Origin of the sequence: Streptomyces sp. PsTaAH-124 (genome assembly GCF_000373685.1) — a bacterium.
Taxonomy (GTDB): Bacteria; Actinomycetota; Actinomycetes; order Streptomycetales; family Streptomycetaceae; genus Streptomyces; species Streptomyces andamanensis.
This window is the reverse complement of sequence record NZ_KB892206.1, coordinates 175068-200530: the sequence shown is the minus strand read 5'-3', so window position 1 is coordinate 200530 and position 25463 is coordinate 175068. Positions and strand designations below refer to the sequence as shown.

Genomic DNA, 25463 nt, shown 5'->3' with positions numbered 1-25463 from the left:
GTGCCGGGGCGGCCGGACCGGTCGTGGGACCGACAGCACCGTCCTACCCCGGACGCCGTCGTCCCACGACCGCGCTCAGGCCGGCCGCGAGCCGGACTTCGGCGGCGCGCGGCGCGGGATGCTCCGGCGCCGGAGCGACGGTGTGCCGCGCACGCCGCAAGGCGGCCCCGTCCTCGCCTCAGCGGGACTCCACCACGTCCGCGACCACACAGCTCACGTTGTCCGGGCCGCCCGCCGCGTTCGCCGCGCCGATCAGGGACCGTACGGCCGCGTCCGGGTCCCCGGCGGCGGCGAGCAGGGACCTGATCCGGTCGTCGGGCACGACCGCGGTCAGGCCGTCCGAGCAGAGCAGATACCGGTCGCCGGGCAGGGCGTCGTGCAGACGCAGGTCCGGGACGGGCGGGGTGGCGGTGCCGTCCAGGGCCCTGAGCAGCAGCGCGCGCTGCGGGTGGCTCACCGCCTCCTCGGGCGTCAGCCGCCCCTCGTCCAGCATCGCCTGGACCACGGTGTGGTCGTGGGTGACCCGGAACAGCCCGGCCTCGCGCAGCAGATACGCCCTGCTGTCCCCGATGTGCACCAGGGCGAGCCGGGAACCGGTCCACAGCAGCGCGGTGAGCGTCGTACCGGCCTCCGCGCCGCCCGCCGCGTCCGCCACCGCCCGGGTCGCGCCCTGGACCGCGTCCTCCAGCAGGTTCAGCACGCTCCCGGCGGGCGGTTCGGCCGTGTCCAGCGCCTTCAGCGCCGTCACGGCCGCGCCGCCCGCCCGCGCCCCGGCGGGTCCGTACCCGTCGGCGACGGCGAGCAGCCGGGTCCCGGCGTAGGCGGTGTCCTGGTTGGCGGGGCGCACCCTGCCGCGGTCCGAGCGGGCGGCGTAGCGCAGTTCCAGCATGGTGATGTCCTTCCTCGGCGGTGCCGAAGAGCGGTCGGACAGGTGGTCAGCCATGTCCGAGAGGTGGTCGAGATGGTCGGCGAGGAACGCGGCGAGGTCCCGCCGTACGGCCGTCTCCGCCTCCACCCGGCCCCAGTGGGCGCGGATCTCGCGGGCGGCGGCGTCCGGCGCGAGCGCGCACACCCGGCGGATCCCGGCCAGCGGCATCCCCAGCCGCCGCAGCCACGCCACCAGCCGCGCCTGCTCCAACTGGTCCGGCGCGTAGTAGCGGTACCCGGTGTCCGGGTCGACCCGCGCCGGGCGCAGCAGCCCCAGTTCGTCGTACAGGCGCAGCGCCTTCGGCGAGAGCCGGGACGCCTTCGCGAAGGCGCCGATCGTCAGCATGGCCGTGCCCGTGTGCATGTGGACCTCGATTCCGTTCCCGCCACCGATGCTGGGGCTTCCCCGAAGGTGAAGGTCAACAGGGGTGTTCCGGTTGCGGCGGGGGTTGTTAGCGTGCGGGCGGTCCGCCGTCCGTTCCCACCCCTGCCGTGCCGTGCCGCGCCCGCCGAAGGAGCCCGCCGTGTCCCGTGTCGCCCTCGCCACCTACGACCCCGGCACCGCCCCGAGCCGGGACCGCGACCTCGGGCCGCTGGTCGCGGCGCTGCGCGCGGCCGGAGCGGACGCCGAGGCCGTGCACTGGGACGATCCGGACGCCGACTGGGCCGGGTACGACCTGGTCGTCATACGGTCCACGTGGGACTACAGCGGGCGCGCGGCGGAGTTCACCGCCTGGGCGGAGCGCTGCGCGAAGGCGACGCGGCTCGCCAACCCGGCCGCCGTCGTGCGCTGGAACACCGACAAGCGCTACCTCGGGGACCTCGCCGCCGCCGGGGTGCCGGTGGTGCCCACCCGGTACGTGCCGCCCGGGGAGCCCTGCGGGCCGCGGGACCTGCCCGGCGGCCACGACTTCGTCGTCAAGCCGGTCTTCGGCGCGGGCGCCCGGCTCGCCGCCCGCTACACGCCCGCCGAACGCGGGACGGCCGCCGCGCAGGTGGCCCGGCTGCACGCCGGGGGGCTGACCGCGATGGTGCAGCCCTATCTGGAGCGGATCGACGTCAGCGGGGAGCGGGCGCTCCAGTACGCCGGGGGCCGGCTGCTGCACGCCAGCCGCAAGCGGGCCGTGCTCTCGCCCGGCACCGCCTACGACGCTCAGAAGACGGCCCACCCGGGCCTTGAGCAGTGGACCCCGACCGCCGCCGAACTCGCGGTCGCCGAGAGCGCGCTGGCCGCCGTGCCGGGCGCGCCCGAGCTGCAGTACGCCCGGGTGGACCTGGTGGACGGACCGGACGGCGCCCCGTGCGTGATGGAACTCGAACTGGTCGAGCCGAACCTGTTCCTGTGGCTGCACCCGGGCTCGCTGGAGCGGGTCGTCGCGGAGATCCTGGCCGCCGCCGCGGCGCCTGCGCGTCCTTGACGTGCGGCGCCTACGCGTCCTTGACGTGCGGTGCCTACGCGTTCATGACGTGCGGTGCCTACGCGTTCATGACGCGCGTGCGCTGGAGCAGCCCCCAGGTGAACTCCGCGGCCACCCAGTGCGCCGCGCCCCGCGCGTCGGGCGCGGTGAGGGCGAGCCCCCAGCGGGTGGGCGCCGTGCCCTCCAGGGGGCGGGCCGGGGCAAAGGCGCGGGCGGCCTCGTCGACCGTGCAGGACCAGGGGGTGAGGTCGTCGAGGGTGCGCAGGACGGGCGCCGGGGCGCCCGGCGCCCGGACCAGCCAGGCGTTGAAGACCCGGCCGCGCGGCCCGCTCAGCACCTCCAGGCGCAGCGTGGGCCACAGCGGCAGCGGCCACTGCCGCGCCTCGCACTCCATGTCGCCGACGCTGCGGGCCGCCGTGGACTCGGGCGCGCCGAGCGCGCCGCGGAAGACGGCGTCCGAGTGACCGCGCGGGGTGTGCGCCATCGCCTGCCACCGCTTGTTCGCCTCCCGCATCTCCGCCGCCGTGGCGCCCAGCTCGCGGCGCGCGTCGGCCACCAGGTCCGGCTGGTGGTCGGCCATGCGGCGCAGCAGCACCAACTGGACGTCGCGCGCGGTGAACGGCGGCCGGGAACCGGCGGCGGAGGCGGTCATACGCTCCATGATCGCCCACCCGGCGGCAGACGTGCCACGGTCGCCGTCCCGGCGGCGGACGCCCCCCGATCGCCCACCCGGCGGCATGTGCCCCGCGCGCCACCGCCGCCCCATTGCCGCGCCCCACCCCCGTGGCTAGCCTGTGAACGTTCGTCGTTCGCCATGTCGGTCGCCTGTTGAAATCTCGAACAGGCCGGATTCAGGGAGGGGGCCGGCCGTGGGACGTCTCGTACCCGCCGTGACCCGGGCTCTGGACATACTGGAGCTCTTCCTCGACGGGGACGGCACGCTCTCCGCCCCCGACATCGTGCGCCGCCTCCAGCTGCCGCGCACCACGGTGCACGAGCTGGTCACCACGCTCGCCGCCCGCCAGTACCTCGTCCCGGTCACCGGGCAGCCCGGCCGCTACCGGCTCGGCGTCCGCCCGTACCAGCTGGGCAGCCGCTACGCCGAGCAGCTCGACCTGGCCGCCGAGGGCCAGCAGGTGGCCCGCTCGGTGGCCGAGACCTGCGACGAGACGGTGCACGTCGCGATACTGGAGGGCACCGACGTCATCTACATCGCGAAGGTCGACTCCACCCACGCGGTGCGCATGGTCTCCGCGGCCGGCCGCCGCCTGCCCGCCCACTGCACCTCGGTCGGCAAGATGCTGCTCGCCTCGCTGCCCGAGTCCGAACTCGCCGCGCGCGTCCCGGACGACGCGGTGCTGGCCGCGATGACGCCCGACAGCATCACCGACCCGGCCGTGCTGCGCGCGGCGCTGGCCGGGATAAGGCAGCGCGGGCTCGCCGTGGAGAACCGCGAGTCGAACCCGGACGTCAGCTGCGTGGCCGCCCCGGTGCGCGACCGCACCGGCGAGGTCGTCGCCGCCCTGTCCATCTCGGTGCCGATGGTCCGCTGGAGCGAGGAGCGCACCGGCGAACTGGAGCGGCTCGCCGTACGGGGCGCCGCCGAGCTCTCCGAGCGCCTCGGCCACCGGAGCGCGGCATGAGGCGGCCGGAGTACGAGGCGGCGGCGCCGGAGCGGGCCGAACTGGGCGAGGGGCCCACCTGGGACCCGGCGGCCGGGCACCTGATCTGGATCGACATCCTCTCCTGCCGGGTGCACACCTGGGACCCGGCCACCGGGCGGCGCACGGTCCGCGCCACCGGACAGCACGTGGGCGCGGCCAAGCCGCGCATCGACGGCGGCCTGGTGCTGAACCTGCGCGACGGGGTGGGCCTGGTCGACCCGGGCCCGGACGGCGCGTTCCGCTGGCTGCACCGCGACCCGGTGCCCGGCCGCCGGGGCAACGACGCCGCCGTGGCCCCGGACGGCTCCCTGTGGGCGGGCACCATGCGCTACGACGAGGCACCGGGCGGCGGCACGCTGACCCGCGTCACCGGCGACGGCGCGGCCGAACCCTTCCTGACCGACGTGACGGTGAGCAACGGCATCGGCTGGAGCCCGGACGGCCGCCGGATGTACTACGCCGACACGCCCACCGGCCGGATCGACGTCTTCGACGTCCCGGACGGAGCCGACGGCGCCCGGCAGCCGGTGAACCGCCGTCCGCTGGCCCGGGTGGAGGAGGGCGCGGGCTTCCCGGACGGCCTGACCGTCGACGCGGACGGCTGCGTGTGGGTGGCCCTGTGGGAGGGCGGGGCGGTACGCCGCTACACCCCGGACGGCACGCTGGACCGGGTCGTGGAACTCCCCGTCGCCCGGACCACGGCGTGCGCGTTCGGCGGCGCCGGGCTGACCGACCTGTACATCACCTCGGCCCGCACGGGCCCTTCCGCACCGCACCCCCTCGCGGGCGCCCTCCTGGTCGTCCCGGACGCGGGCCACGGCCTCCCCCAGCCCGCCTTCGCGGGCTGACCACGGCGCAGCGGTCGGCCCGGGACCGGCCCTCCGGCCGGTCCGGCGGTCGGCCCGTCGACCGCCCTGCCGGGCCCCGGGGCGGGGCCGGGGGCGGCGGCCCCGGCCGACCGCTGCGCCGTGCCGTGTCGTGCCGGTGGCGAGGGCCTTTCGCTGGCAGTCCCGGTGGGCTGCTCCCGGCCCGCGGACCGGACGGCGACAGCGGCCCAGGGCCCCGGCCCGAGGGCCCTCGGGCCGGTCCGCCGGTTGCTGTCCTGGGCCCGGCCGCCCGGCCTCGGCAATGCTTGGGGCGCGGGCCCTTCGCCGACAGCCCTGATGGGCTGTTCCCGGCTCGCAGGCCGGAGGGCGGCAGCGGCCCTGGGCCTCGGGCCCCCGGCCCCGGGCTCGCTGGCCGGTCCGCCCTCCCGGGACCGGGCCGTCCGTCCGGCCCCCGCCTCAACCCCGCCGCACCGGAGGCGCGGACGGTGTCCTCGGGCCGGGGTGGTCCAGGGTGTCCAGGATCTTGCGTTCGGACGGGGTCAGCGGGGGGCCGGAGAGCGGGGGGAGAAGGGGGCCGCAGGCGACGTCCAGGAGGGTGGTGGGGCGGAAGAGGCGTTCGGGGCCCGTGCGCATGCTGGTCACGTCCCACAGGGCCGCCGCCGCCCGGTAGGAGCCGGTGGCCGAGCGGGTGAGACGGCGGCTGTAGGCGGTGGTGAGGCGGTCCACCGGGGTCGGCCGGGCGCCGCGTGTCCGCGGGTACCAGACGTCCTGGCCGACCGCCGCCGCCCAGGCCGCGTCGACCGACCGGGCGGCCCCGCGCTGCACCCGCCGGGACAGGCCGGGCGCGTCCGGGCCGCCGTGCCGCAGCTCCCGGGCGAGCAGCCGCGCCCCCAGCGCGGCCACCGACATGCCCTGGCCGTAGGCCGGGTTGAAGGTGGCCAGCGCGTCGCCCAGCACGACGAAGCCCTCGGGCCAGCGCGCGGTCCGCTCCAGATAGCGCCGCTCGTTGCTGGTGCTGCGGCTGAGGTGCACCCCGGTCAGCGGTTCGGCCCCGGCGGCGAGCCGGCCCACGATCGGGCTGGCGAGGGCGAACGCGTAGGCCAGGAAGCCGTCCGGGTCGGCCGGCGGCTCACCGCCGCCGCGCGTCCCGGCGAGACTGACCATCCAGCGGTCCCGCTCGATCGGCAGCAGCATGCCGCTGCGGCCGGGCGCGGACCGGTAGGGGTCCGCCTGCACGACCGTCAGCGGGAACTGCTCGGCGCCCGCCGGGGTGCGGTAGACGCGGGTGGCGTTCACCAGCCCGCAGTCGACGCTCCTGGTCCGCACGTCCGTGATGCCCGTCTCCGCCAGCCAGGTGACGACCCGTGAGCCGCGCCCGCTCGCGTCGACGACCAGATCCGCGGCCAGTTCCGTCTCCTCGCCGCCACCGGCCGTCCCGCCACCGGCCGGTGCGATCCGCACCCCGCGCACCCGCCGCGCGTCGCCCGTGAGGCCCACCGCCCGCGCCCTGCGGATCTCGGTGCCGGTGCGGGTGAGGACCAGGTCGCGCACGGTCCAGTCCAGCAGTGCGCGGGTGCAGCTGAGCACCCGCGGGCCGTCGTGCCGCCAGCGCCGGAACCAGCCCTCGGAGGTCAGGGCCAGCATGCCCGAGCCGAGCGGGATCTCCCGGGCGCCCGCCGCGAGCAGCCGCTCGCGCACCCCGCCGCCCGGCACCAGTTCCTCCATCGCGGCCAGGCCCCCGGCCATCAGCAGATGGGCGTGGCGCCCCTGGGGCAGCCCCTTGCGGTGCTCGGGGCCGTCGGGCAGGTCGTCCCGGTCGAGGACGACCACGTCGTCCACGGCGGAGGACAGCGCCGCGGCGGCCAGCATGCCGGCCAGACCGGCACCGACGACCACGGCTCTGCGCGGACGGTGACTGGGGGAGGGGGACATACGGGCTCCTCGGAATGGATCGCGGGCTCAGCCGGGGGAGGTCCGTACCGCCCCTCCCCGCACGGGGGTTCCGGCGGGCGGCCTGACCAGTGCCTGCGCCAGTTCCACCAGACCCCCCGTCCCGGACACCTCCGTGGCGTGCAGACGGTAACCGCTCGGCGTGGGCAGCGGTTCCTCGCGTGCTGCGGCGCGGCGCGCGGCGTCGGCGAGCATCGCCGCCTCCGCCGCGATCCGCGCCTCGTGCCCGGTGCGGCCCGCGCGCCGGGCGGCGGCCAGGGCGCGTTCGCGGACCTCGTCGTCGAAGTACGGGGCGAGGCCGAGCAGCGCGTCGTGGATGGACACCTCCCGCCAGTGCAGCCGGGCCCGCGGCAACTGCCACCAGCCGCTGGGCGGTTTGGGCGCGGTGGACACGAACCGCACCCGCGTCCACAGCGGAGCCAGGCTGCGGTAGTCGTCCAGGCTGCGCACCTGCGCGAGGACCGAGGGCAGCAGCCGGGGCAGCGCGAAACCCGCGGAGCACAGCAGCGCGGCCAGCGACGCCAGCGGCGGCGCCACCTGCGTGGACAGCACGTCCAGGTCGTGGCCCGACCAACGCGCCACCACCGCCGTGTACTTGGTGAGCTGGAACCCGGCCACGTCCAGCGCCGAACCGGCCAGGATCAGCCGCAGCCCGGCCCGCAGCAGCCCGGTCACCTCGCGGCTCCACTTCACGCACAGCGTGCACATCGCCAGGGTCGCCGCGCTGTGCCCGATCAGATAGAGCAGGATCATCTCGCACAGGTACGGCGTGTTGGCGTAGTACGTGTCGAGGTCGTTGAGCCGCTCGGTGCGCGCGTCGCCCAGCAGGAACAGCACGACGATCACGGCGATCAGCGCCACGTACGCGGCGACGCTGCGCAGCACCATCCGCCGCACCTGCCGCCGGGGCCCGCCGCGCCAGTGCACCAGCAGGATCAGCAGCGAGCAGCTGTACGCGCTGATCATGCCGTAGGTCAGCGGGGCGCCGAAGTTGGGGATGCCCGTGAGGCGGTTGACGGCCGCCAGCGTCAGCGGCGCCGAGCAGACGAACACCAGCGAGGCCAGCAGGATCGACACGCACGTCGACACGGTCAGCGGGTCCCACCCGGCGCGCGGCGGGCGGCGGCACAGCACGATCGCGGCCAGTCCCAGCAGCCCGGCCGCCAGGTACACGACGAGACTCACGGACACCACCCCCGCAGCGCCGGGGACACCGTGCGCGGGGGCGGCGGCGGTGCCGGGCGCCTGCTCACGCCGCCCCCGAGGGCCGGGTGCCGGGCGCCGGGGGCTCCGGGGCCCGCAGGGCGTCGGCGATCCGCAGGAGCAGCGCGGGGCCGGGGGTCCGCCCGCCCGGCCGGGCACCCTCGCCGGGCCCGGCGTCCAGCGGGGCCGGGGGGCGGCCGACACCGTCGAGCAGGACCGGCCACGGGCCGCCGATGCCCTCGGGGCCCGCCGTCGGGCCGATCCCGTCGAGCAGGACGAGATGCTGCCCGGCCGCGCTCCCGGCCTCCGCCGCCCGGCCGGTCTCGCCCGCCGGGGGCGAGGGCGCCGGACCGCGGACCGCCGCCTCCAGCGCCGTACCGCCGCCCTGCGGGTGCGGGGACCGCGGGCCGTCCCCGGACGGCTGCCGCAGGGCCGCGGTGATGACCGCCGCCCAGGCGGCGGCCTCCGCCCGCTCCTGGTCGCCGGTGGCCGCCAGGGTCCCGGCGCGGGTGCGCTCGTACAGGGCGCCGTCGAAGAACGCGTCCAGATAGCCGAGCGCGTTGTGGATGCTCGTCTGGCGCCACATCAGCCGGGTCGTCGGGGAGCACCAGCGCGGGCGGGGCAGCCGGAGGGCGTGGCGGGTGAGCAGGTCGTCCAGCAGCCGTTCCAGCGGCGCCAGCCGGGTGTACGTCCGCCAGGACCGCCGCCACCGCGTCAGCCGCGGCCCCGCCAGCGGTACGAGGATGCCGACCGTGGTCACCAGCGCGCCCAGGCCCGCGGCGGCCGGTGACACGTCGGTGCCGAGCGAGGACCAGTCGCGCCCGCACCAACGGGCCGCCACCGCGACGAACTTGGTCACCGCGTATCCGGCGCTGCACAGGGAGCCGAGACCCAGCATCACCAGCCCCGCGCGCAGCCAGCCGTGCACCGTGCGGGCCCAGCGCAGCGCCGAGACCGTGGTGACGCTCACCGCGACGAGGTGCCCGGCCAGGTACAGCACGATCATCTCGGCGATGAACGGCGTCGTCGCGTAGTACGTGTCCAGATCCGTACGCCGCTCCACCGGAGCCTCGCCCAGCGCGAACAGGGCGGCGATGCCGACGATCACGCAGGCGTAGGCCGCCACCCAGCGGCGGGCCACCCGGCGCACCCGCCCTCCGCCCCGCCAGTGGACGACGAGGACCTGGGAGGCGGCGCTGTAGGCGGTGATCGACGCGTAGGTGAGGGGTGCGGCGATGTTCGGCACGCCGCTGAGCCGGTTGACGGCGCCGACCGTCGGCGCGGCGCCCAGGACGAAGCAGGTGCCCGCCAGGGCCAGCACCACGCAGAGCGTGCGCAGATACGGGTCGTGCCGGCGGCTGACCAGATCGGGGGTCTTCACCGCCAGGCCCAGCCACAGCGCGCCGCAGCTGACGTAGTTGATCATCCCGCTCATGTCCTGGGCGTTCCCCGGTAGTTGAGTGCCGAGCCGATGCGTCCGGCGATGTCCTCGTCGGCGCCGGGGGCGGCGGCGGACGCGCCGCCCGCCGGGGCCTCCTCCAGCCAGCCGCGCAGTCTGCCGCCCATGAGCATGCCGAACCGGTCGGCCTCCTGCTCGTCGGCCAGGCTGAAGTCGGTGCGGGCGGCGACCGGCCGGGGCGGACCGCCCGCCGGGACCGGGCCCGCGGCGGTGTCCGCGGTGTCCGCGGCCCGTCTGCTCATGTGCCACACCTCGTGGCAGAAGATCACGATCTGGTGCCACGCGGCGGCCCGCCGGTCGATGACCACCACGTCCTGTGTCTCGCCCTCCAGCCACAGCCCGCTCGCGGTGTGCGGCGGGAAGATCTCCCGGCGGACGACGACCGGACGGCCGCGCCAGGCGGCGACCGAGTCGACGAGGGCGGCGAACAATGTCTCCTGGTCCGCGGGGACCGGTACCCGGAGCGGCCCGATGAGAGTCTCGGCGAGGCGCCGCATCTCCCGTTTCCTACGCACTCATCTCCCTTTGTCGCCCCCCTCGGTCTGCCGGGACCCCCCATCATCTCCGGGCCGACCGCACCGGGGAAAGGTTCTTTCGCGGCGCTCTCGCCCGGATCGCGCTGCCCGGATCGCGGTCCCCGGGGCCCGGATCGCGGTCCCCCGGACCCGGAGTGCGGAGCCCGGCCGGGCCGGCGGCCCCGCCCGCCGGGGCTGCCCGCCGGTCCCGCTCGCCGGTGCCGTCCGCCGGTGCCGCTCGCCGGTGCCGCCGGTTCAGCGGCCGGGGGAGGACACCGGCGCCACCGGCACCCCGCCGGACGCGGATCCCAGCAGCGTCAGCCGCACCCGGCCGGGCCCCGCCTCGGTGTCCGCCCCGGACAGGACGGCCAGGGCCAAGGTGTTGGTGTCCCGGGTGCGCAGGATGCCGTCCGGCAGGACGAGCGGGCGCCGCCCGGCCGCGCCGTTGACGTACTCGCCCAGGTTCCAGCCGTTCAGGAAGACCTGCGCCCGCCACTCGCGGTGCGGGTCGTCGTCGAGCACCAGCCCCACCGAGGCGTCCGTGCCCGCCGCGACCGACGGCTTGAACGTGGTCCGGTACCAGACGACTCCCTGGCGCCGCACGGCACGCGGGAAGGACACCCTGTCCCAGCCGCCGTCCGGGAAGCCGGGCAGGTGCCAGCCCTCCCGCTCCCCGTACAGGCCGCCGTTGTTCAGCGGCCCGCGCACCGGGTCGGCCGGGCCCGCGCCCTGGATCCGCCAGCGCACCCGCGGGGCGCCGCCGGTGAAGTCCACCGCCGCCAGTCCGCGCACCGTCCCGGCGGCCGTACCGGGCGCCGCGTCGTCCTGCGCCCGCGCCGCCGGACGCACCAGTACGGCCAGCACATGCCGCCCGCCGGTCCGCAGCCGCGGCGGCACGGCGAGAACGGCGGTGCCCGCGTCGGTGCCGCCCGCGTGCCCAGGGTCCGGCACTCGGTGCGTGCCCAGCGGCTCCCCGTCCAGCCACGCCATCAGCAGTCCCCCGGGGCCCGTGCCGTGCTCCAGCGAGACCGACCCGATGCCCGAGGCGTCCGTGAAGGCACCCCGGTACCAGACGTCGCCGTAGTGGAAGCCGTAGGCGTCGGCGGACAGCACCGGCCGCGTCCGCGCACCGGCCGTGCCGCCGTTCGCCGTGCCGCCGTCCGCCGGGGCCAGGCCGGCGGTCCGCCACGCCGAGTCGTCGAAGCCGGGCGCGGACTCGGGATTCTCCGCCCGCGCCCGCCAGCCGCCCGGCGCGGGCAGCTCCACCTCGGCCACCCCCGGCAGCGGCGCGATCGAGCGCAGGCTGCCCGAGCCGGTGCGGGCGGTGCGCACCGGGCGCCCGTTCCACGTCACCGTCGTGACGCCGCGCGGGGGCCAGACCTCCAGCCGTGTCGCCTCGACGGTGTCGCCGGTGAGGTGGAGCGTGGCCCCCTGGACGGCGGCGGTGCGCAGCAGGCGCGGCCCGCAGACCAGCAGCGAGCCCGACGGGGTCTCGTACGGCCACAGGCGCGACGACGTCCTGTCGTCGGCGAACAGCATCAGCACCGGCCGGTCGACGGTCTCGCCCGCCTCCACCCGGGCCCCGGCGAGGCCGGTGCCGAAGGGCACCGTGATCCGTACCAGGCGGCGCTCGTACACATAGGCGACCTGCTGGCTGAGCCGGGTGACCATCGGCTCTCCGGCCGCCTCCAGCGCCAGCCGGGCCGTGTCGCCGCGCCGCCCGCAGAACACGACGATGTCCAGCGGCCCGGCCGAGAGGTACAGCATCGGGTGCGCGGTGGAGTACCGCACCCTGAGCAGTCCCAGCCGCATCCGGGAGACCGCCAGCCGGGCGTCCCGGGCCGGGACCGTCACCGGCAGGTTCTCACCGGCGGCGGGCAGCAGCGAGGAGACGTCCTTGTCGCTGTCGTTGCGCAGGATGTGGACCCGGCCGCCGGTGTCCGGGTTGCGCAGGTGGTACGTGGTGAGTCCGCGCGCGCTCGCGCCCCCGGCCCGCTCCAGCTTGGCGAAGTCGGGCAGATGCCGCAGCATGTGCCCGATCTGGTGCGCGGGCACCATCTCCGCGGTCACCTGGCGTCCCTCGTCGATGGCGGCGCCGTGGTCGTAGGACGCGGGCATGCCCGGTCCGGGCAGCCAGCCCCAGGAGGTGCCGCCGAAGGCCGGGTACACGTTGTGCAGGGCGATGCCGCCGGCCAGGTCCGTGAGCTGGGCGTGCCGCACGGCGGCCGCGTCCCGCGCGCGCGGTGCCCCGGTGCCCGGCCGGTCGCCGGTGTCCGTCAGGAACCCGGCGGGGCGCGGGAAGGACGGCGGCATCCACCGGCCGCCGCCGTCGCCGCGGAAGAGGGGGACGTCGATGCCGTCGGCGCGGACCTTGTCGAGCAGCCGGGACACCAGGGCGCCGCCGGGGTCCGCCGCCGCCCCGCTGTCCACCTGGTAGAGCAGCACCGTGCCGTCGCCCCGGGTGTACAGGTGCCGGGCGGCGATCGCGTCGACCCGGCCCAGCCACTCCTCGGCGTGCCGCGCGTACCCGGGATCGGCGGCCGGCGAGGCGCCCGCGGAGGCGGGCAGCCAGCCGGGCAGGCCGCCGCCGTCCACGTCGGCGCCGATGTGCGGGCCCGGCCGCAGGACGACGTAGAGCCCGGTCTCGGCGGCGGTGCGCAGGAACAGCCCGAGGTCCCGCACCCCCGTGAAGTCGTACGCGCCCGGGGCGGCGGAGTGGTAGTTCCACGCCACCCGCGCGGTGACCGCGTTGTAGCCGTGCGCCCGCATCTTCTGGAGGACGTCCCGCCACAGGCCGGGGCTGGGCAGCCGGAACGGGTGCATCTCGCCGGACCACAGCACCAGCCGCCTGCCGTCCACCAGCAGCGAGTAGCGGTCGTAGGACACCGTGTGGCGCCGCCCGTCGGCGGCCGGGGGAGGCGGCGGCGGGCCCGTCGGCACCCCACGCGCGGCGAACGCCGCGGGCGCCCCCGGCCCGCCGCTGCCGCCCAGCGCGAGACCGAGCGCGGCGGAGCCCGCGAGGGCGCTGAATGTACGTCTGCTGAGCGCCAAGGTGAGTGCCTCCCGGGCGGATGGTACGGGGCGCGGGTCCCGCCATTCTCCACTGTCCCGGGCCCCACAATGGACCCATGAGGATCTCGGCACGGGCGGACTACGCGGTACGGGCGGTTCTGGAACTGGCCGTACGAGGGGGACAGGACCAGGCCGGCCCGGTGAAGGCCGAGACGGTCGCCGCCGAGCAGGGCATCCCGCACAAGTTCCTGGAGGGCATCCTCGGCGACCTGCGCCGCGCGGGTCTGGTCACCAGCCGGCGCGGCGGGGGCGGCGGCTACACCCTGGCCCGGGACGCGGCGCAGATCACGGTGGCCGATGTCATCCGTGCGGTGGACGGTCCCATCGTGTCCGTACGCGGCGAACGCCCCACCGGCCTGACCTACACGGGCTCGGCCGAGCCGCTGCTGCCCCTGTGGATCGCGCTGCGCGCCAATGTCCGCCGCATCCTGGAGGGCGTCACCGTCGCCGACATCGCCTCGGGCGCCCTGCCGGAGACGGTACGGACCCTGGCGGCGGAACCGGCGGCGTGGGAGAACCCGTGACCGCGCGGGCGGCCCGTGCGCGGGGCACGGGCCGCCCGCCCGGCCTCAGGAGCCGGACCGGCGCTTGTTCCACACGTCGAAGCCGACCGCCGCGAGCAGGGCGAGGCCCTTGATGACCTGCTGCCAGTCGGTGCCGACGCTGAGCAGGTTCATGCCGTTGTTGAGCACGCCGAGGACGAGACCGCCGATGATCGCGCCGAGCACGGTGCCGACACCGCCGCTCATGGAGGCGCCGCCGATGAAGGAGGACGCGATGGCCTCCAGCTCGTAGTTGACGCCCGCCTTCGGGGAGGCCGCGTTGAGCCGGGCGGCGACGACCAGGCCGGCCAGGGCGGCGAGCACGCCCATGTTCAGGAACACCTGGAAGGTGACCCGCCGGTCCTTGACGCCGGACAGCTTCGCGGCCGGCAGATTGCCGCCGATCGCGTAGATGTGGCGGCCGAAGACCGCGTTGCGCATCACATAGCCGTAGCAGACGACCAGCGCGCCCAGGACGATCAGCACGATCGGCGCGCCCTTGTAGCTGGCCAGCAGCAGCGTGACGACCAGCACCGCGGCGACCAGCGCGACGAGCTTGAGCGCGAACAGCCGCGCGGGCGGCACGTCCAGCGAGAACTCCCGCTGGCGGCGCCGGTCGCGCACCTCCTGCCAGACCACGGAGGCGACGAGGACGAGCCCCAGGAGCAGCGTCAGGTTGTGGTAGTTGGTGTGCGGGCCCACCTCGGGCAGGAAGCCGTTGCCGAACTTCTGCACGCCGTCCGGGAACGGGCCGAGGGTCTGCCCCTTGAGCAGGATCTCGGTCAGCCCGCGGAAGAGCAGCATCCCGGCGAGGGTGACGATGAACGACGGTATCCCCAGATACGCGATCAGGAACCCTTGCAGCGAGCCCGCCGCCGCGCCCACCAGCAGGCACAGCACCACCGCGACGGGCCACGCGAGATGGTGGCTGACGGTGAGCACGGCCGCCACGGCGCCCACGAACGCCGTCAGCGAGCCGACCGACAGGTCGATGTGCCCGGCGATGATCACCAGCATCATGCCGATGGCCAGGATCAGGATGTGGCTGTTCTGGAGGACCAGGTTGGAGACGTTGCGCGGCAGCAGCAGATCGCCGTCGGTCCAGATCTCGAAGAGGACGACGATCAGGCCGAGCGCGATCAGCATGCCGTACTGGCGCATGTTGCGGCGCAGGCCGCCCAGCATCAGCTGGAGCAGTCCGCCGCCGGACTCCGCCCCGGCCCGGCCCGGCGGCGCCGGGGCCGGGGCCGGGCTCTCGGCGCTCACATCCGTGCTCATCGCGACACCTCTTCGTCCTGGGAGTCCTGCGTGTCCTGCGTGCCCTGAGAGTCCTGCGTGTCCTTGGTCATACGGCGCATCAGCACCTCCTGGGTGGCCTCGGCGCGCGGCACCTCGCCGGTCAGGCGGCCGGCCGCCATCGTGTAGATCCGGTCGCACATGCCGAGCAGCTCCGGCAGTTCGGAGGAGATGAAGACGACCGCCTTGCCCTGCGCGGCCAGCCGGTCGATCACCGTGTAGATCTCGTACTTGGCGCCCACGTCGATGCCCCGGGTGGGCTCGTCCAGGATCAGCACGTCCGGCCCGGAGAAGATCCACTTGCTGAGGACGACCTTCTGCTGGTTGCCGCCGGACAGCTTGCCCACCGGCTCGAACACGGTCGGCGCCTTGATGTTCATGGAGGTGCGGAACCCCTCGGCGACCTGCCGCTCCTGGTGCTCGTCGACCACGCCCCGCCGGGTGACCTTCCGCAGCGCGGTCAGCGAGATGTTGCGGTTGATGGTGTCGATGAGGTTCAGGCCGTAGTGCTTGCGGTCCTCGGTGACGTACGCGATGCCGTGCCCGACCGCCTCCGCGACGGACTTCGTACGGATCTCGGTGCCGTCCTTGAGGACCGTGCCGGACGCGTAGCGCCCGTAGGAGCGGCCGAAGACGCTCATGGCCAGCTCGGTGCGGCCGGCGCCCATCAGGCCCGCGATGCCGACGATCTCCCCGCGCCGCACCTGGACCGACACGTCGTCGACGACCTTGCGCTGCTGGTCGATCGGGTGGAACACGGTCCAGCCGCGGATCTCCAGGGCGGGCGCCGCGCCCTCCTCGGGCCGGTGCGGGGTCCGTTCGGGGAAGCGGTGGTCGAGGTCGCGGCCGACCATCCCGGAGATGATGCGTTCCTCGGTGGTGGCGGCGGCCCGCACGTCGAGCGTCTCGATGGTGCGGCCGTCGCGCAGGATCGTCACCGAGTCGGCGACCTTGCGGATCTCGTTCAGCTTGTGGGAGATGATGATCGAGGTGATGCCCTGGTTCTTCAGCTCCAGGATGAGATCGAGGAGTTTGCCGCTGTCCTCGTCGTTGAGCGCGGCCGTCGGCTCGTCCAGGATGAGCAGCTTCACCGACTTCGACAGCGCCTTGGCGATCTCCACGAGCTGCTGTCTGCCGACCCCGATGTCGCAGACCCGGGTCTCCGGGTGGTCGTCGAGGCCGACGCGGCGCAGCAGTTCCGCGGCGTGCCTGAGCGTGTCGTTCCAGTCGATGAACCCGCGCCTGGCGTGTTCGTTGCCGAGGAAGATGTTCTCCGCGAGGGAGAGATAGGGCACCAGCGCCAGTTCCTGGTGGATGATGACGATGCCGCGCTGTTCGCTGGCCCGGATGTCCCGGAACCGGCAGGTCTCCCCCTCGAAGAGGATCTCGCCCTCGTAACTCCCGTGCGGATGCACGCCGGAGAGCACCTTCATCAGGGTGGACTTGCCGGCGCCGTTCTCCCCGCAGATGGCGTGGACCTCGCCCCGGCGGACGGTCAGGGTGACGTCCGACAGCGCTTTGACACCGGGAAAGGTCTTGACGATCGAGCGCATTTCCAGGACGGGTCCCGCCATGGTCGTGCCTTCCGGTCGGTGGTCGGTCGGTGGTCGGTTCGGTGGTCGTCGTTCCGGTGGGTGCGGGAGGGCGCTACTTGCCCAGTTGCGCGTCGGTGTAGTAGCCGCCCTTGACCAGGACGTCCTCGTAGTTCGACTTGTCGACACTGACCGGCTGGAGCAGGTAGGACGGCACCACCTTGGCGCCGTTGTCGTACGACTTCGTGTCGTTGACCTCGGGCTTCTTGCCGTTGAGGACGTCGTCGACCATCGTCGAGGCGACCTCGGCGAGCTTGCGGGTGTCCTTGTAGACGGTCTGCGTCTGCTGCCCGGCGATGATCGACTTCACCGAGGCCAGCTCGGCGTCCTGGCCGGTGATGACGGGCAGCGGCTTGCTTCCGGAGCCGTAGCCGTCCGACTTCAGCGCGGACAGCACACCGATGGAGATGCCGTCGTAGGGGGAGAGGACCGCGTCGACCCGGGCGCTCTTGTAGGCCGAGGTGAGGATGTCGTCCATGCGCCGCTGGGCGGTGGCGCCGTCCCAGCGCAGCGTGGTCACCTGGTTCAGCTTCGTCTGGCCGGACCTGACGACCAGCTTCTTGCTGTCGATGTACGGCTTGAGGACGCTCAGCGCGCCGTCGAAGAAGTACTTGGTGTTGTTGTCGTCGTTGGAACCGGCGAACAGCTCGATGTTGAAGGGGCCCTTGCCGCTCTTCAGGCCGAGCCGCTCGGCGATGTAACCGGCCTGGAGCTGCCCGACCTTCTCGTTGTCGAAGGACGCGTAGTAGTCGACGTTCTTGGTCCCGAGGATCAGCCGGTCGTAGGAGATCACCGGGATCTTGGCGTCGGCGGCCTGCTGGAGCACGTTGTTCAGGGACTTGTTGTCGATGGCGGCGACGATCAGGCCCTTGACGCCCTGGGTGATCAGGTTCTCGATCTGCGAGACCTGGGTGTCCGGGTCGTCCTCGCCGAAGACCAGCTTCGCCTTGTACCCCTTGGACTCCAGGTTCTTGACAACGTTATTGCCGTCGGCGATCCACCGCTCGGACGACTTGGTCGGCATCGCGACACCGATGGTGCCGCCCTTGGCGCTGCCCTTGTCCTCCTTGCTGCCGCCCTCGCTGTTCTGCCCGCAGGCGGACAGGGCCAGACAGAGGCAGGCGGCGGTGGCGGTGGCGGCGAGTGCGGCGCTGCGGTTGCGCATGGTCATCATCCTCGATGTGAGTGCGGGTGGTCCGGCGGTGCGGGCGGTGCACGGCGGTACATGGCGGTGCATGGCGGTGCGGCGACGCTGTGGGGGTGGTGCCGGTGGAGCCGGGAGTGCCGGTGGTGCCGGTCGTGCACGTCTGGTGCGGTGGTGCTGTGCCGGTCGTGCTGTGCCGTGGTGCCGTGGTGCTGCCGGGCGGTGCGCGGCGGGCGGTGCGACTGCGGGCGTGCGACTGCGGGGCACTGCGGGGGCCCGGATCGGCCCCAGAAACAGATGTGTGGGATTGTGCGCGGCTGTGTCGCCTTCTGTGAAGCTCAGTTTCCGGAACGTTATGCCGGTGTGTCGAAGCGGGTGAGCGGGCCCGGCAGCCGCGAGCCGAGCGGCGCCATGTCACCGGCCGCCCCGTGCCGCTCCAGCAGGTCCAGCGCCAGCCGGCCGCGCCGCACCCGCTCCCGCGCGCTCGCCAGGGCGACGTCGCGGACATGGTGCCCGTACGGGTAGATGCCGGGCGCCCTGGACAGGCCGAACTTCAGGTACAGCGGCGCCCCGCGCCGGATCAGCTCGGCGACCTCGTACATCCGCACATAGCCGCCGAGGTCGTCCGGTGCCTCGATGTACATGTCCATCGGTGCCGCCGACACCCGCCGTATCTCGGTGAGATGAGCGGGCGTCAGATCGCTCGGCACATTCACGGAGTCGGCGCCCAGCCGCTCGTGGACGGCGTACGCGGCCGGATTCACCGGACCGATCAGCGCGGACACCTTCAGGGTGGTGTCGGCCGGGAGGAGGCCCGCCGTCCGCGCCCGGTGCAGCGTCCACAGCACGCCCTCGTCGGCCACCAGCAGGCATCTCACCCCCAGTGCGGTGGCGCGCAGGGCGTCCTCGACGCACCCGGCGACCGCGTCGTGGCCGCGGGCGCGCGGCCCCGCGCCGCCCGAGTCGGTGCGCACCGAGCCGCCGGTGTCCCAGGTGCCGCGCGGACCGGTGAACAGGCAGAGTTCGACGCCCCGTTCGGCACTCGCCCCGGCCATCTCGGTGATCTCGGCGTCGGTCAGCATCCACACCCCGCTGCCCTGGCTGATCCGGTGCACCGGGACGTCGAGCCGCGCGGACTCCTCCAGGACCACCGCCAGCGCCTCCGGGCCCTCGCAGGAGGGGATCTCGGTGCGCCAGCGGCCGCCGCCGGGGAAGGAGTGCGGGGAGGAGTCGGCGGGGTCGGGGTCGGGGGCGGCCAGGTCGAGCGCGGTGAGCGCCGGTTCACCGGGCCTGCGGGCCGCCGTGGCGGAAGCGTCGGTCACGGGCTGTCCTCCGGGTTCGTGCGAACCGTGCGTCCGGTATGCCGGACGGCGTTCGCGGTTCGGGGCGTGCAGAGCGACGGAAAGGGAGAGCGAAGGAGCGGGGCGGTGCGCGCCCCGCGTACGGCCGGGGCGGAGGCCAGGGCCAGGCGGGGGCCGAGGTCAGAGGCAGGGCCAGGGCCAGGAGCGGGCTCAGGGGCGGAGCAGCACCTTGCCCACCCGGGGGTCGCCGGACCCGGCCAGGCCGACGGCGCGCGCGAACTCGGTGAGCGGGAGTTCATGGGTGACCAGCGGCAGCGGGTCGAGCAGGCGGGCGGTGAACATCCGCACGGCGTGCGCCCAGGCTCCCGGCGGTGCCCCGAAGACGGTGCGCACCTCCAGTTGCCGTACCACCAGGCCGGCCGGGTCGAGGCCGGCCGCGCCCGGTGCCGGGAGGCCGGTCAGCACCAGCCGGCCGCCGCGCCGCAGGAGCGAGGCGGAGAGCCGGGCCGCGTCCGCCGATCCGGCCGCCTCCACGACCACGTCGAAGCCGTCCGGGAGCGCCGGATCGTCCGCGGTACGGAAGCCGGTGGCGCCGAACGCCTCCGCCAGTTCGGCCCGTTCGGTGTGCAGGCCCACCGTCACCAGCTCGGCCGGGGAGACCGCCCGCAGGAACTGCACGGCGAGCAGGCCGAGCGTGCCGGTGCCCACCACGGCGACCCGTTCGCCCGGCCGCACGTCCGCCTTCAGCGCGGCGGCGGCCACGCACGCGGCGGGCTCCAGCAGGGCGGCGGCGGTGAGGTCGGCGCCGTCCGGCAGGACGTGCAGCAGCCGGGCCGGCAGGGTGAGCGTGGCCGCCATCGCGCCGGGCAGCGTGAAGCCGGTCTCCTCGTACCCGGCGGCGCACAGCGTGGTCTCGCCCGCGTGGCAGCGGTCGCAGACCTGGCAGTTGCGGAACCCCTCGCCGACCACCTTGCGCCCGGTCAGCGCCGCGGGCACTCCGGCGCCCACCGCGCGCACCGTGCCCGACCACTCGTGGCCGGGTGTCAGCGGGTAACGGACGTACGCGGCGGGGCGGTTGCCCCGGTACACCTCCAGGTCGCTGCCGCACAGGCCGACCGCGTGCACCGCGACCAGGGCCTCGCCGGGCCCCGGCGGGCGGGGCGTGTGCCGCACGACTCGGTGCTCGCCCGGCGCCTCGACGACGACGGCGCCGCTCACGCGCCGCCCCCGGAACCGGCCCGGCCGGTGTCCCCGCCCGTGCCCTTGGGCCTGCGCGTCTCCCAGCCCTCGGCCCACAGGTCGAACCGCGCCTGCTGCTGCGGGAATTCGGCCGCCGCCTCGATGTCGAGCTCCACGCCGAGGCCGGGCGCGTGGGAGAGGTGGAAGCAGCCGTCCTCCGGGTCCACCTGCGGGGCGCCCCTGACCACCTTCTTGATCTCCGCGTCCGCGAAGTCGTTGAAGTGTTCGAGGATCTTGAAGTTGGGTGTGGTGAAACCGACTTGGAGGGAGGCGGCGGTCAGCACGGAGCCGCCGACGTTGTGCGGGGCCACCAGCGTGTAGTGCGTCTCGGCGGTCGCCGCCAGCTTGCGGGTCTCCCAGATGCCGCCCAGATGGCCGACGTCCGGCTGGAGGATGTCGGCGGCCTGGCTCTCCAGCAGTTCGCGGAACTCGATCCGGTCGTGGATGCGTTCGCCGGTGGCGACCGGCACGTCCACCTTCGCGGCGACCTTCGCCAGCGCCTTCAGGTTCTCCGGCGGCACCGGTTCCTCCAGCCAGGCCGGCCGGAACGGCGCCATCTCCCGGGCCAGCCGGACGGCCGTGGCGGGCGAGAAGCGGCCGTGCATCTCCAGCATCAGCTCGGCGTCCGGGCCGATGGCGTCCCGTACGGCCTCGATCAGCGAGACGGCGTAACAGGTCTGCTCGTGGTCCAGTTCGAGGTGCCCGGTGCCGAACGGGTCGATCTTCAGCGCCCGGTACCCGCGCGCCATGACCCCCTGCGCGGCCTTGTGGTACGCCTCTGGGGTCCGCTCGGTCGTGTACCACCCGTTGGCGTACGCCTTGACCCGGTCCGTCACCCTGCCGCCGAGCAACTGCCACACCGGCACGCCCAGCGCCTTGCCCTTGATGTCCCAGCAGGCCATCTCCACGACGGCGATGCCGGACATGACGATCTCACCGGCGCGGCCGTAGTCGCCGTACTTCATCCGGCGGACGAGGTCCTCGGCCGCGAACGGGTCGGAGCCGAGGATGTGGTTGGCCTCGGCCTCGCGCAGATAGCCGGTCAGCGCGTCGGTGCGGCCCAGCATGCGGGTCTCGCCGACCCCCGTGATCCCCTCGTCGGTGTGCACCTGGACATAGGTCAGGTTGCGCCACGGCGTCCCGACCACGTGTGTGCTGATTCCGGTGATGCGCACGGCGGTTGCCCCTCAGCTGATCGCGACGGCTCGACCGTCTCCGGCGGTGGCGCGCGTGCCGGTGCGGTCCTGTTGTTCGATATTTCGACACACGTTCGAAATGCTGGCGTGACAGTAAGGACGCGGCGCGGGCAGTGTCAATGGGGCGGACGGGGATCGGTTCCGGCGTGCCGTCCGGGAGTTCTCTCGATCCCCCACGGAACCTTCACAGACGCCCCTAGGAACGCGCCCCGCCCGGAACTTAGTCTTCCCGCGTCATGAACTACTGCCACCCGTGCCGACGGCATCTCAACGGCGCCCTCGCCTGTCCGGGGTGCGGCACCCCGGCCGAAACCGCCCCGGTGTACGCACGGGAACCCGAACCCCCGGCCCGGCCGCACGAGTTCGCGTACGGGCACCGGTACGAGCCTGCGGCGGATGCCGGGAGCGCCGGAAGTGCCGGGAACGCCGGAAGCACGGAACGCGCGGGCGACGCCGCCCACGGCGATGACATCGTTGCCGCCGCCGACCGCAACGGCGCCCGCACCGGCGGGCGCGGCTCCTCCGCCGACCACGACCCCTCCGCCGGCCGGCGCGCCCGCAAGGCGGCGGCGCACCGCAGGCGCCGCCGGAGGGTCCTGCTGGTCACCGCGGGCTTCGTCCTGGCGGCCGGCGGGCTGAGCCTGGCCGAGCTGGGCTCGGACGCGCCCGGCCTGCCGGGGCTGTCCGGCTCGGGCCCGGAAGCGGCGGGCGACCCGGCGGCCGACAGCGCCCACACCGGTCCGGCCGACGACGGCACGGCCCGGCCGTCCGGCGCGGCGACCGCCGACGCGGCCGGTGCGCACACCACGACGGCCTCGGCGACGGCCTCGGCCTCCCACCGGGCCGACCCGTCCGCCTCCGCGCCGGACCGCTCCCCGGGAGCGGACCCGAGCGCGTCGCGCTCGGCGGGCGTGCCGACCTCCCCGGCGGGCGCGGTGACCGGCCCCGGCGGCTCCACCGGTGACGGATCGTCACCCCGGGCGACCCCGCAGGACCCGCAGTCCCCGCCCGCCCCGGCGTCCTCCGCCCCGGCCCCGCCGCCGCCCAGCCCGTCCCCGACCCACACCTGCAACCGCTTCCTGTGGTGGTGCACATAGGGGTGGTGCACATAGGGGACGGCGGCCCCGCGACCGGTGCGGCGGCCGGTCAGCCGAGGATCTCCACGTACCCCCCGCTCCCGTGCACCCGGATCCGCTGCCCGTCCCGGATCAGCCGGGTGGCGCCGTCCACCCCCACCACGGCGGGCAGACCGTACTCCCGGGCGATCACGGCGCCATGGGTCATCAGACCGCCCACCTCCGTCACCAGGCCCGCGACACCGACGAACAGCGGCGACCAGCTGGGGTCCGTGTACGCGGTGACCAGGATGTCGCCCGCCTCCAGTGCGGCCCCGGCGAGGTCCGTGACCACCCGGGCCCGCCCCTCCACGGTCCCGGCGGAGACCGGCAGACCGGTCAGCGCACCGTCCGGCACGTCCCCGCGCCGGTACTCCCCGGTGACGCACTCGCCGTCCGAGGTCAGCACCCGCGGCGGCGTCAGCGCGCCGTACGAGCGGAACTCCTCCTCGCGCCGCCGCACGAGCCCCGGCTCCACCCGGCGCGTGCGCACCGCGTCGGCGAACTCCTGGAACGTCAGGTGGTACACGTCCTCCCGCGCGGTGAGCACCCCGTCCCGGACCAGGCGCCCGGCCTCCTCCAGCAGGGCCTGCTTGTAGAGGAAGTAGCGGCTGATGATCCCGTACTTCGGGTACTCCCGGTACCCGATGAAGGTCCGGACCCGGTCGATCATCCGCTTGGTCTCGGCGGCCTTGCGCTCACCGTCCGGCAGCGCCCGCAGCCGCGCCAGCACGTCCTGCTCCTTCTCCCGCGCGGCCCGGCGCCCCTCCTCGAAACGCCGCGCGGCGGCCCCCGGCCCGAAGTTCCGTACGTGGTCCAGGAGTACGGGGACGAGCGCGGTGGGGCGCTCGCTCCAGCGCGGCCTGGTGAGGTCGATCTCGCCGACGCAGCGCATGCCGTACCGGTCGAGATAGCCCTCGACGGCCGCGCGCGCCTCGGCGCCGCCCGCGACCTCGTCCAGCCCGTCCGGGAAGTCCTCGTCCCGGGCGTCCCGCAGCCAGGCGACCACCTCCGGATACGGCCGGATCACGTCCGCGACGTCGAGCAGGGCCAGACCCATCTCCGAGGTGATGTTGCCGGGTGCGGACAGGGTGAGCGTGTCGGCGGCGTTCGTCTCACCGAGCCACTCCGCCAGCTTGTCGTTGAGCCACCAGGTGGCCTCCATCCCCGCCATGATCACCCGGATGCTCAGCGGATCGCTGAGGACCCGCTTGTGCTCCTCGAAGGCCGTGAGCAGGAAGTCGAACAGCTCCGGTCCGCTCTTCGTCCGGATCTCGCGCCGCAGGGCGGCGACGGACGCCTCGCTGCGCGCGATCAGCCCGGCGACGACGGCCGGATCGGTCTCCAGCGGCGGCGGGGCGGTCCCGGCGCGCGCCGGAGCGGTCCCGGCGGAGCCCGGCGCCGGGGACGGCGCGGCCAGGGCGACGCGCTCGCCCTCGCGTGCCAGGACGGTCTCCAGCGCGTCCCTGACCAGCGGATCGCCCCGGCCCATCAGGTCCAGGAGGGCGCCGCGGCTCGCGGGCGAGGCCAGCCGCGGCGTCACATCGACGAACAGCCTGCCGCCCGCGACCCGCATCGGCACCATGGCCGTCAGCCGCCACACGGAGAGCCCCAGCGCCTTCATGGGGTCGGTCATCATCTGCTGGTGGCCGACCGAGACGTAGACGCGGTAGTCCGTCCCGTCCGTCCCGTCCGTCCCGTCCGTCCCGTCCGTCCCGTCCGTCCCGTCCGTTCCGTCCGTCCCGTCCGTCCCGTCCGTTCCGTCCGTCCCGTCCGTCCGCTGTTCCTCGTGCCCCGTGTCCCCGGGTACGGGGAACAGCGTCGTGACCGGCCGGCTCTGCACGATCTGGAACTCCCCGTCGGCCAGGCACCATTCGATGTCCTGCGGGCAGCCGAAGCGCTCCTCGATCCGCCGCCCCAGCCGGACGAGCCGGACGGCCTCGGCCCGCGTCAGCGCGGGCCGCTCCCGCAGCTCCGCGGCGACCGCCTCCTCGCGCACACCGCCGCCCGGCAGGGCATGCACGGCACGCTCCTTGGCGCCGGTCGTCTCGCTGACGACCTCGTTGTCCCGTACGCGGAACACATCCGGGTTCACCGCCCCGGAGACCAGCGCCTCACCGAGGCCGAACGCCGCCTCCACGGTGGCGACCCGCCGGTCGCCCGTCACGGGGTCGGCGGTGAACAGGACGCCCGCCGCCCGCGGGAAGACCATCCGCTGCACCACCACGGCCATGCGCACCCCGCAGTGGTCGATGCCGTGCCGACGGCGGTAGACGACGGCCCGCTCGGTGAAGAGCGAGGCCCAGCACCGGCTGATGTGCGCGAGCACCGCCTCGGTCCCCACGACGTTCAGATACGTGTCCTGCTGGCCCGCGAAGGACGCCGTGGGCAGGTCCTCCGCCGTCGCGCTGGAGCGGACCGCGTAGGCGGTGCCCTCGCCGTCGCGGGCGAGCGCGCGGATGATCGGCTCCGCGATGTCGTCCGGGACGGCGGTCCCCTCGACGGTCCGGCGGATCTCCGCGCCGAGCGCGCGGACCGCCTCTCCGTCGTCCGGGCCGAGGCGCGCCAGCCGGTCGAGCAGGCCGCCGAGCGAGGGCGCCGCCGCCAGGACGCGCCGGAAGGCGTGCGTCGTCACACAGAATCCGCCCGGTACGCGGACGCCCTCGATCCCGGCCAGCCGGCCCAGGCCCGCGGCCTTGCCCCCGACGAGGGCGGCCGTCCTGTCGAACTCGGCGCCTCCCGCCCCTCCTGTCCGCTGCCCTGCCTCTCCTGCGTGGATCTCCTGGAGATCCAGGACGTACTGCTCGGTCATGGCGACACCTCCCGGGCGGCGTGGCCCGCCGCACGCACCGGCCCACATCGCCCTCGTTTCCGCAGGTCGTGGGCTCGGCCGTCGATTGTGCGGCATGACGGGGGCCTTGCCGCAAGCCCCCCGGTGCGCTATAAATTGAGCATGGCGAGGAGAATGTTCTCCTCGCCTTCGTGTTTCTCCCGGCCACCGGC

The 25463-nt window shown here is 74.7% G+C and carries 19 protein-coding genes; 5 read left to right on the top strand and 14 right to left on the bottom strand.

The genetic code is table 11. The features are described from left to right. Positions 1-178: 178 nt before the first annotated feature. The gene (locus B086_RS0132770; protein WP_018570669.1) at positions 179-1291 is read right to left on the bottom strand and encodes a MerR family transcriptional regulator; all 1113 of its coding nucleotides are present in this window, start codon (positions 1289-1291) and stop codon (positions 179-181) included. Positions 1292-1451: 160 nt separating this feature from the next. On the opposite strand from B086_RS0132770, the gene B086_RS0132765 reads away from it, so the two are divergent. Beyond that, entirely contained in the window at positions 1452-2345 is an 894-nt protein-coding gene (locus B086_RS0132765) for an ATP-grasp domain-containing protein (protein ID WP_018570668.1), read from the top strand. 58 nt (positions 2346-2403) lie between these two features. Here B086_RS0132765 and B086_RS0132760 read toward each other — a convergent pair whose 3' ends face one another. Next, entirely contained in the window at positions 2404-2997 is a 594-nt protein-coding gene (locus B086_RS0132760; RefSeq protein ID WP_018570667.1) for a hypothetical protein, read from the bottom strand. A gap of 217 nt (positions 2998-3214) precedes the next feature. Between B086_RS0132760 and B086_RS0132755 the strand changes: the two genes are divergently transcribed. Further along, complete coding sequence (locus tag B086_RS0132755; protein WP_018570666.1) at positions 3215-3988, top strand: IclR family transcriptional regulator; 774 nt, start codon at positions 3215-3217, stop codon at positions 3986-3988. Next, entirely contained in the window at positions 3985-4857 is an 873-nt protein-coding gene (locus B086_RS0132750; protein ID WP_018570665.1) for an SMP-30/gluconolactonase/LRE family protein, read from the top strand. The genes B086_RS0132755 and B086_RS0132750 overlap by 4 nt, the downstream gene beginning before the upstream one ends. Before the next feature lie 435 nt (positions 4858-5292). On the opposite strand, the gene B086_RS41400 is transcribed toward B086_RS0132750, so the two are convergent. The 5 genes from B086_RS41400 to B086_RS0132725 all read right to left on the bottom strand — a co-directional run bounded on the left by B086_RS41400 (position 5293) and on the right by B086_RS0132725 (position 13014). Then, a complete protein-coding gene (locus tag B086_RS41400) occupies positions 5293-6768 on the bottom strand; it encodes an FAD-dependent monooxygenase (RefSeq protein WP_086024333.1) in 1476 nt (491 codons plus the stop codon). 27 nt (positions 6769-6795) lie between these two features. Next, positions 6796-7971: an MAB_1171c family putative transporter gene (locus tag B086_RS0132740; protein ID WP_026253002.1), complete on the bottom strand. Its 1176-nt coding sequence runs from the start codon at positions 7969-7971 to the stop codon at positions 6796-6798. A 64-nt stretch (positions 7972-8035) separates the two neighbouring features. After that, entirely contained in the window at positions 8036-9424 is a 1389-nt protein-coding gene (locus B086_RS41395; RefSeq protein WP_234029417.1) for an MAB_1171c family putative transporter, read from the bottom strand. Further along, on the bottom strand, positions 9421-9945 hold the full coding sequence (locus B086_RS0132730; RefSeq protein ID WP_018570661.1) for a hypothetical protein: 525 nt from the start codon (positions 9943-9945) through the stop codon (positions 9421-9423). The genes B086_RS41395 and B086_RS0132730 overlap by 4 nt, the downstream gene beginning before the upstream one ends. Before the next feature lie 273 nt (positions 9946-10218). After that, positions 10219-13014 (bottom strand): glycoside hydrolase family 35 protein, encoded by a 2796-nt coding sequence (locus tag B086_RS0132725; protein ID WP_018570660.1) that lies wholly within the window; start codon positions 13012-13014, stop codon positions 10219-10221. A 77-nt stretch (positions 13015-13091) separates the two neighbouring features. On the opposite strand from B086_RS0132725, the gene B086_RS0132720 reads away from it, so the two are divergent. Further along, the gene (locus tag B086_RS0132720) at positions 13092-13559 is read left to right on the top strand and encodes an RrF2 family transcriptional regulator (protein WP_018570659.1); all 468 of its coding nucleotides are present in this window, start codon (positions 13092-13094) and stop codon (positions 13557-13559) included. Between the two features lie 45 nt (positions 13560-13604). On the opposite strand, the gene mmsB is transcribed toward B086_RS0132720, so the two are convergent. The 6 genes from mmsB to B086_RS0132690 all read right to left on the bottom strand — a co-directional run bounded on the left by mmsB (position 13605) and on the right by B086_RS0132690 (position 21324). Continuing rightward, positions 13605-14855: a multiple monosaccharide ABC transporter permease gene (gene mmsB, locus B086_RS0132715; protein ID WP_018570658.1), complete on the bottom strand. Its 1251-nt coding sequence runs from the start codon at positions 14853-14855 to the stop codon at positions 13605-13607. Beyond that, positions 14852-16447 carry a multiple monosaccharide ABC transporter ATP-binding protein gene (gene mmsA, locus B086_RS0132710; RefSeq protein ID WP_026253001.1) on the bottom strand — a complete coding sequence of 532 codons (1596 nt, stop codon included), beginning with the start codon at positions 16445-16447 and terminating at the stop codon, positions 14852-14854. The genes mmsB and mmsA overlap by 4 nt, the downstream gene beginning before the upstream one ends. Positions 16448-16520: 73 nt before the next feature. After that, positions 16521-17630, bottom strand: coding sequence for a multiple monosaccharide ABC transporter substrate-binding protein (gene chvE / locus B086_RS0132705; protein ID WP_018570656.1), 1110 nt, complete (start codon positions 17628-17630; stop codon positions 16521-16523). 332 nt (positions 17631-17962) lie between these two features. After that, positions 17963-18931: a hypothetical protein gene (locus B086_RS0132700; protein ID WP_018570655.1), complete on the bottom strand. Its 969-nt coding sequence runs from the start codon at positions 18929-18931 to the stop codon at positions 17963-17965. Between the two features lie 189 nt (positions 18932-19120). Continuing rightward, positions 19121-20128 (bottom strand): zinc-dependent alcohol dehydrogenase, encoded by a 1008-nt coding sequence (locus B086_RS0132695; RefSeq protein ID WP_018570654.1) that lies wholly within the window; start codon positions 20126-20128, stop codon positions 19121-19123. Next, complete coding sequence (locus B086_RS0132690) at positions 20125-21324, bottom strand: mandelate racemase/muconate lactonizing enzyme family protein (RefSeq protein ID WP_018570653.1); 1200 nt, start codon at positions 21322-21324, stop codon at positions 20125-20127. Before B086_RS0132690 ends, B086_RS0132695 begins: the two co-directional genes overlap by 4 nt. A 257-nt stretch (positions 21325-21581) precedes the next feature. Between B086_RS0132690 and B086_RS44830 the strand changes: the two genes are divergently transcribed. Beyond that, positions 21582-22442 carry an SCO2400 family protein gene (locus B086_RS44830; protein WP_018570652.1) on the top strand — a complete coding sequence of 287 codons (861 nt, stop codon included), beginning with the start codon at positions 21582-21584 and terminating at the stop codon, positions 22440-22442. A 49-nt stretch (positions 22443-22491) separates the two neighbouring features. Here B086_RS44830 and B086_RS42155 read toward each other — a convergent pair whose 3' ends face one another. Further along, positions 22492-25272, bottom strand: a complete 2781-nt coding sequence (locus B086_RS42155) for a phosphoenolpyruvate synthase (RefSeq protein ID WP_018570651.1) — start codon at positions 25270-25272, stop codon at positions 22492-22494. Between the last annotated feature and the right edge of the window lie 191 nt (positions 25273-25463).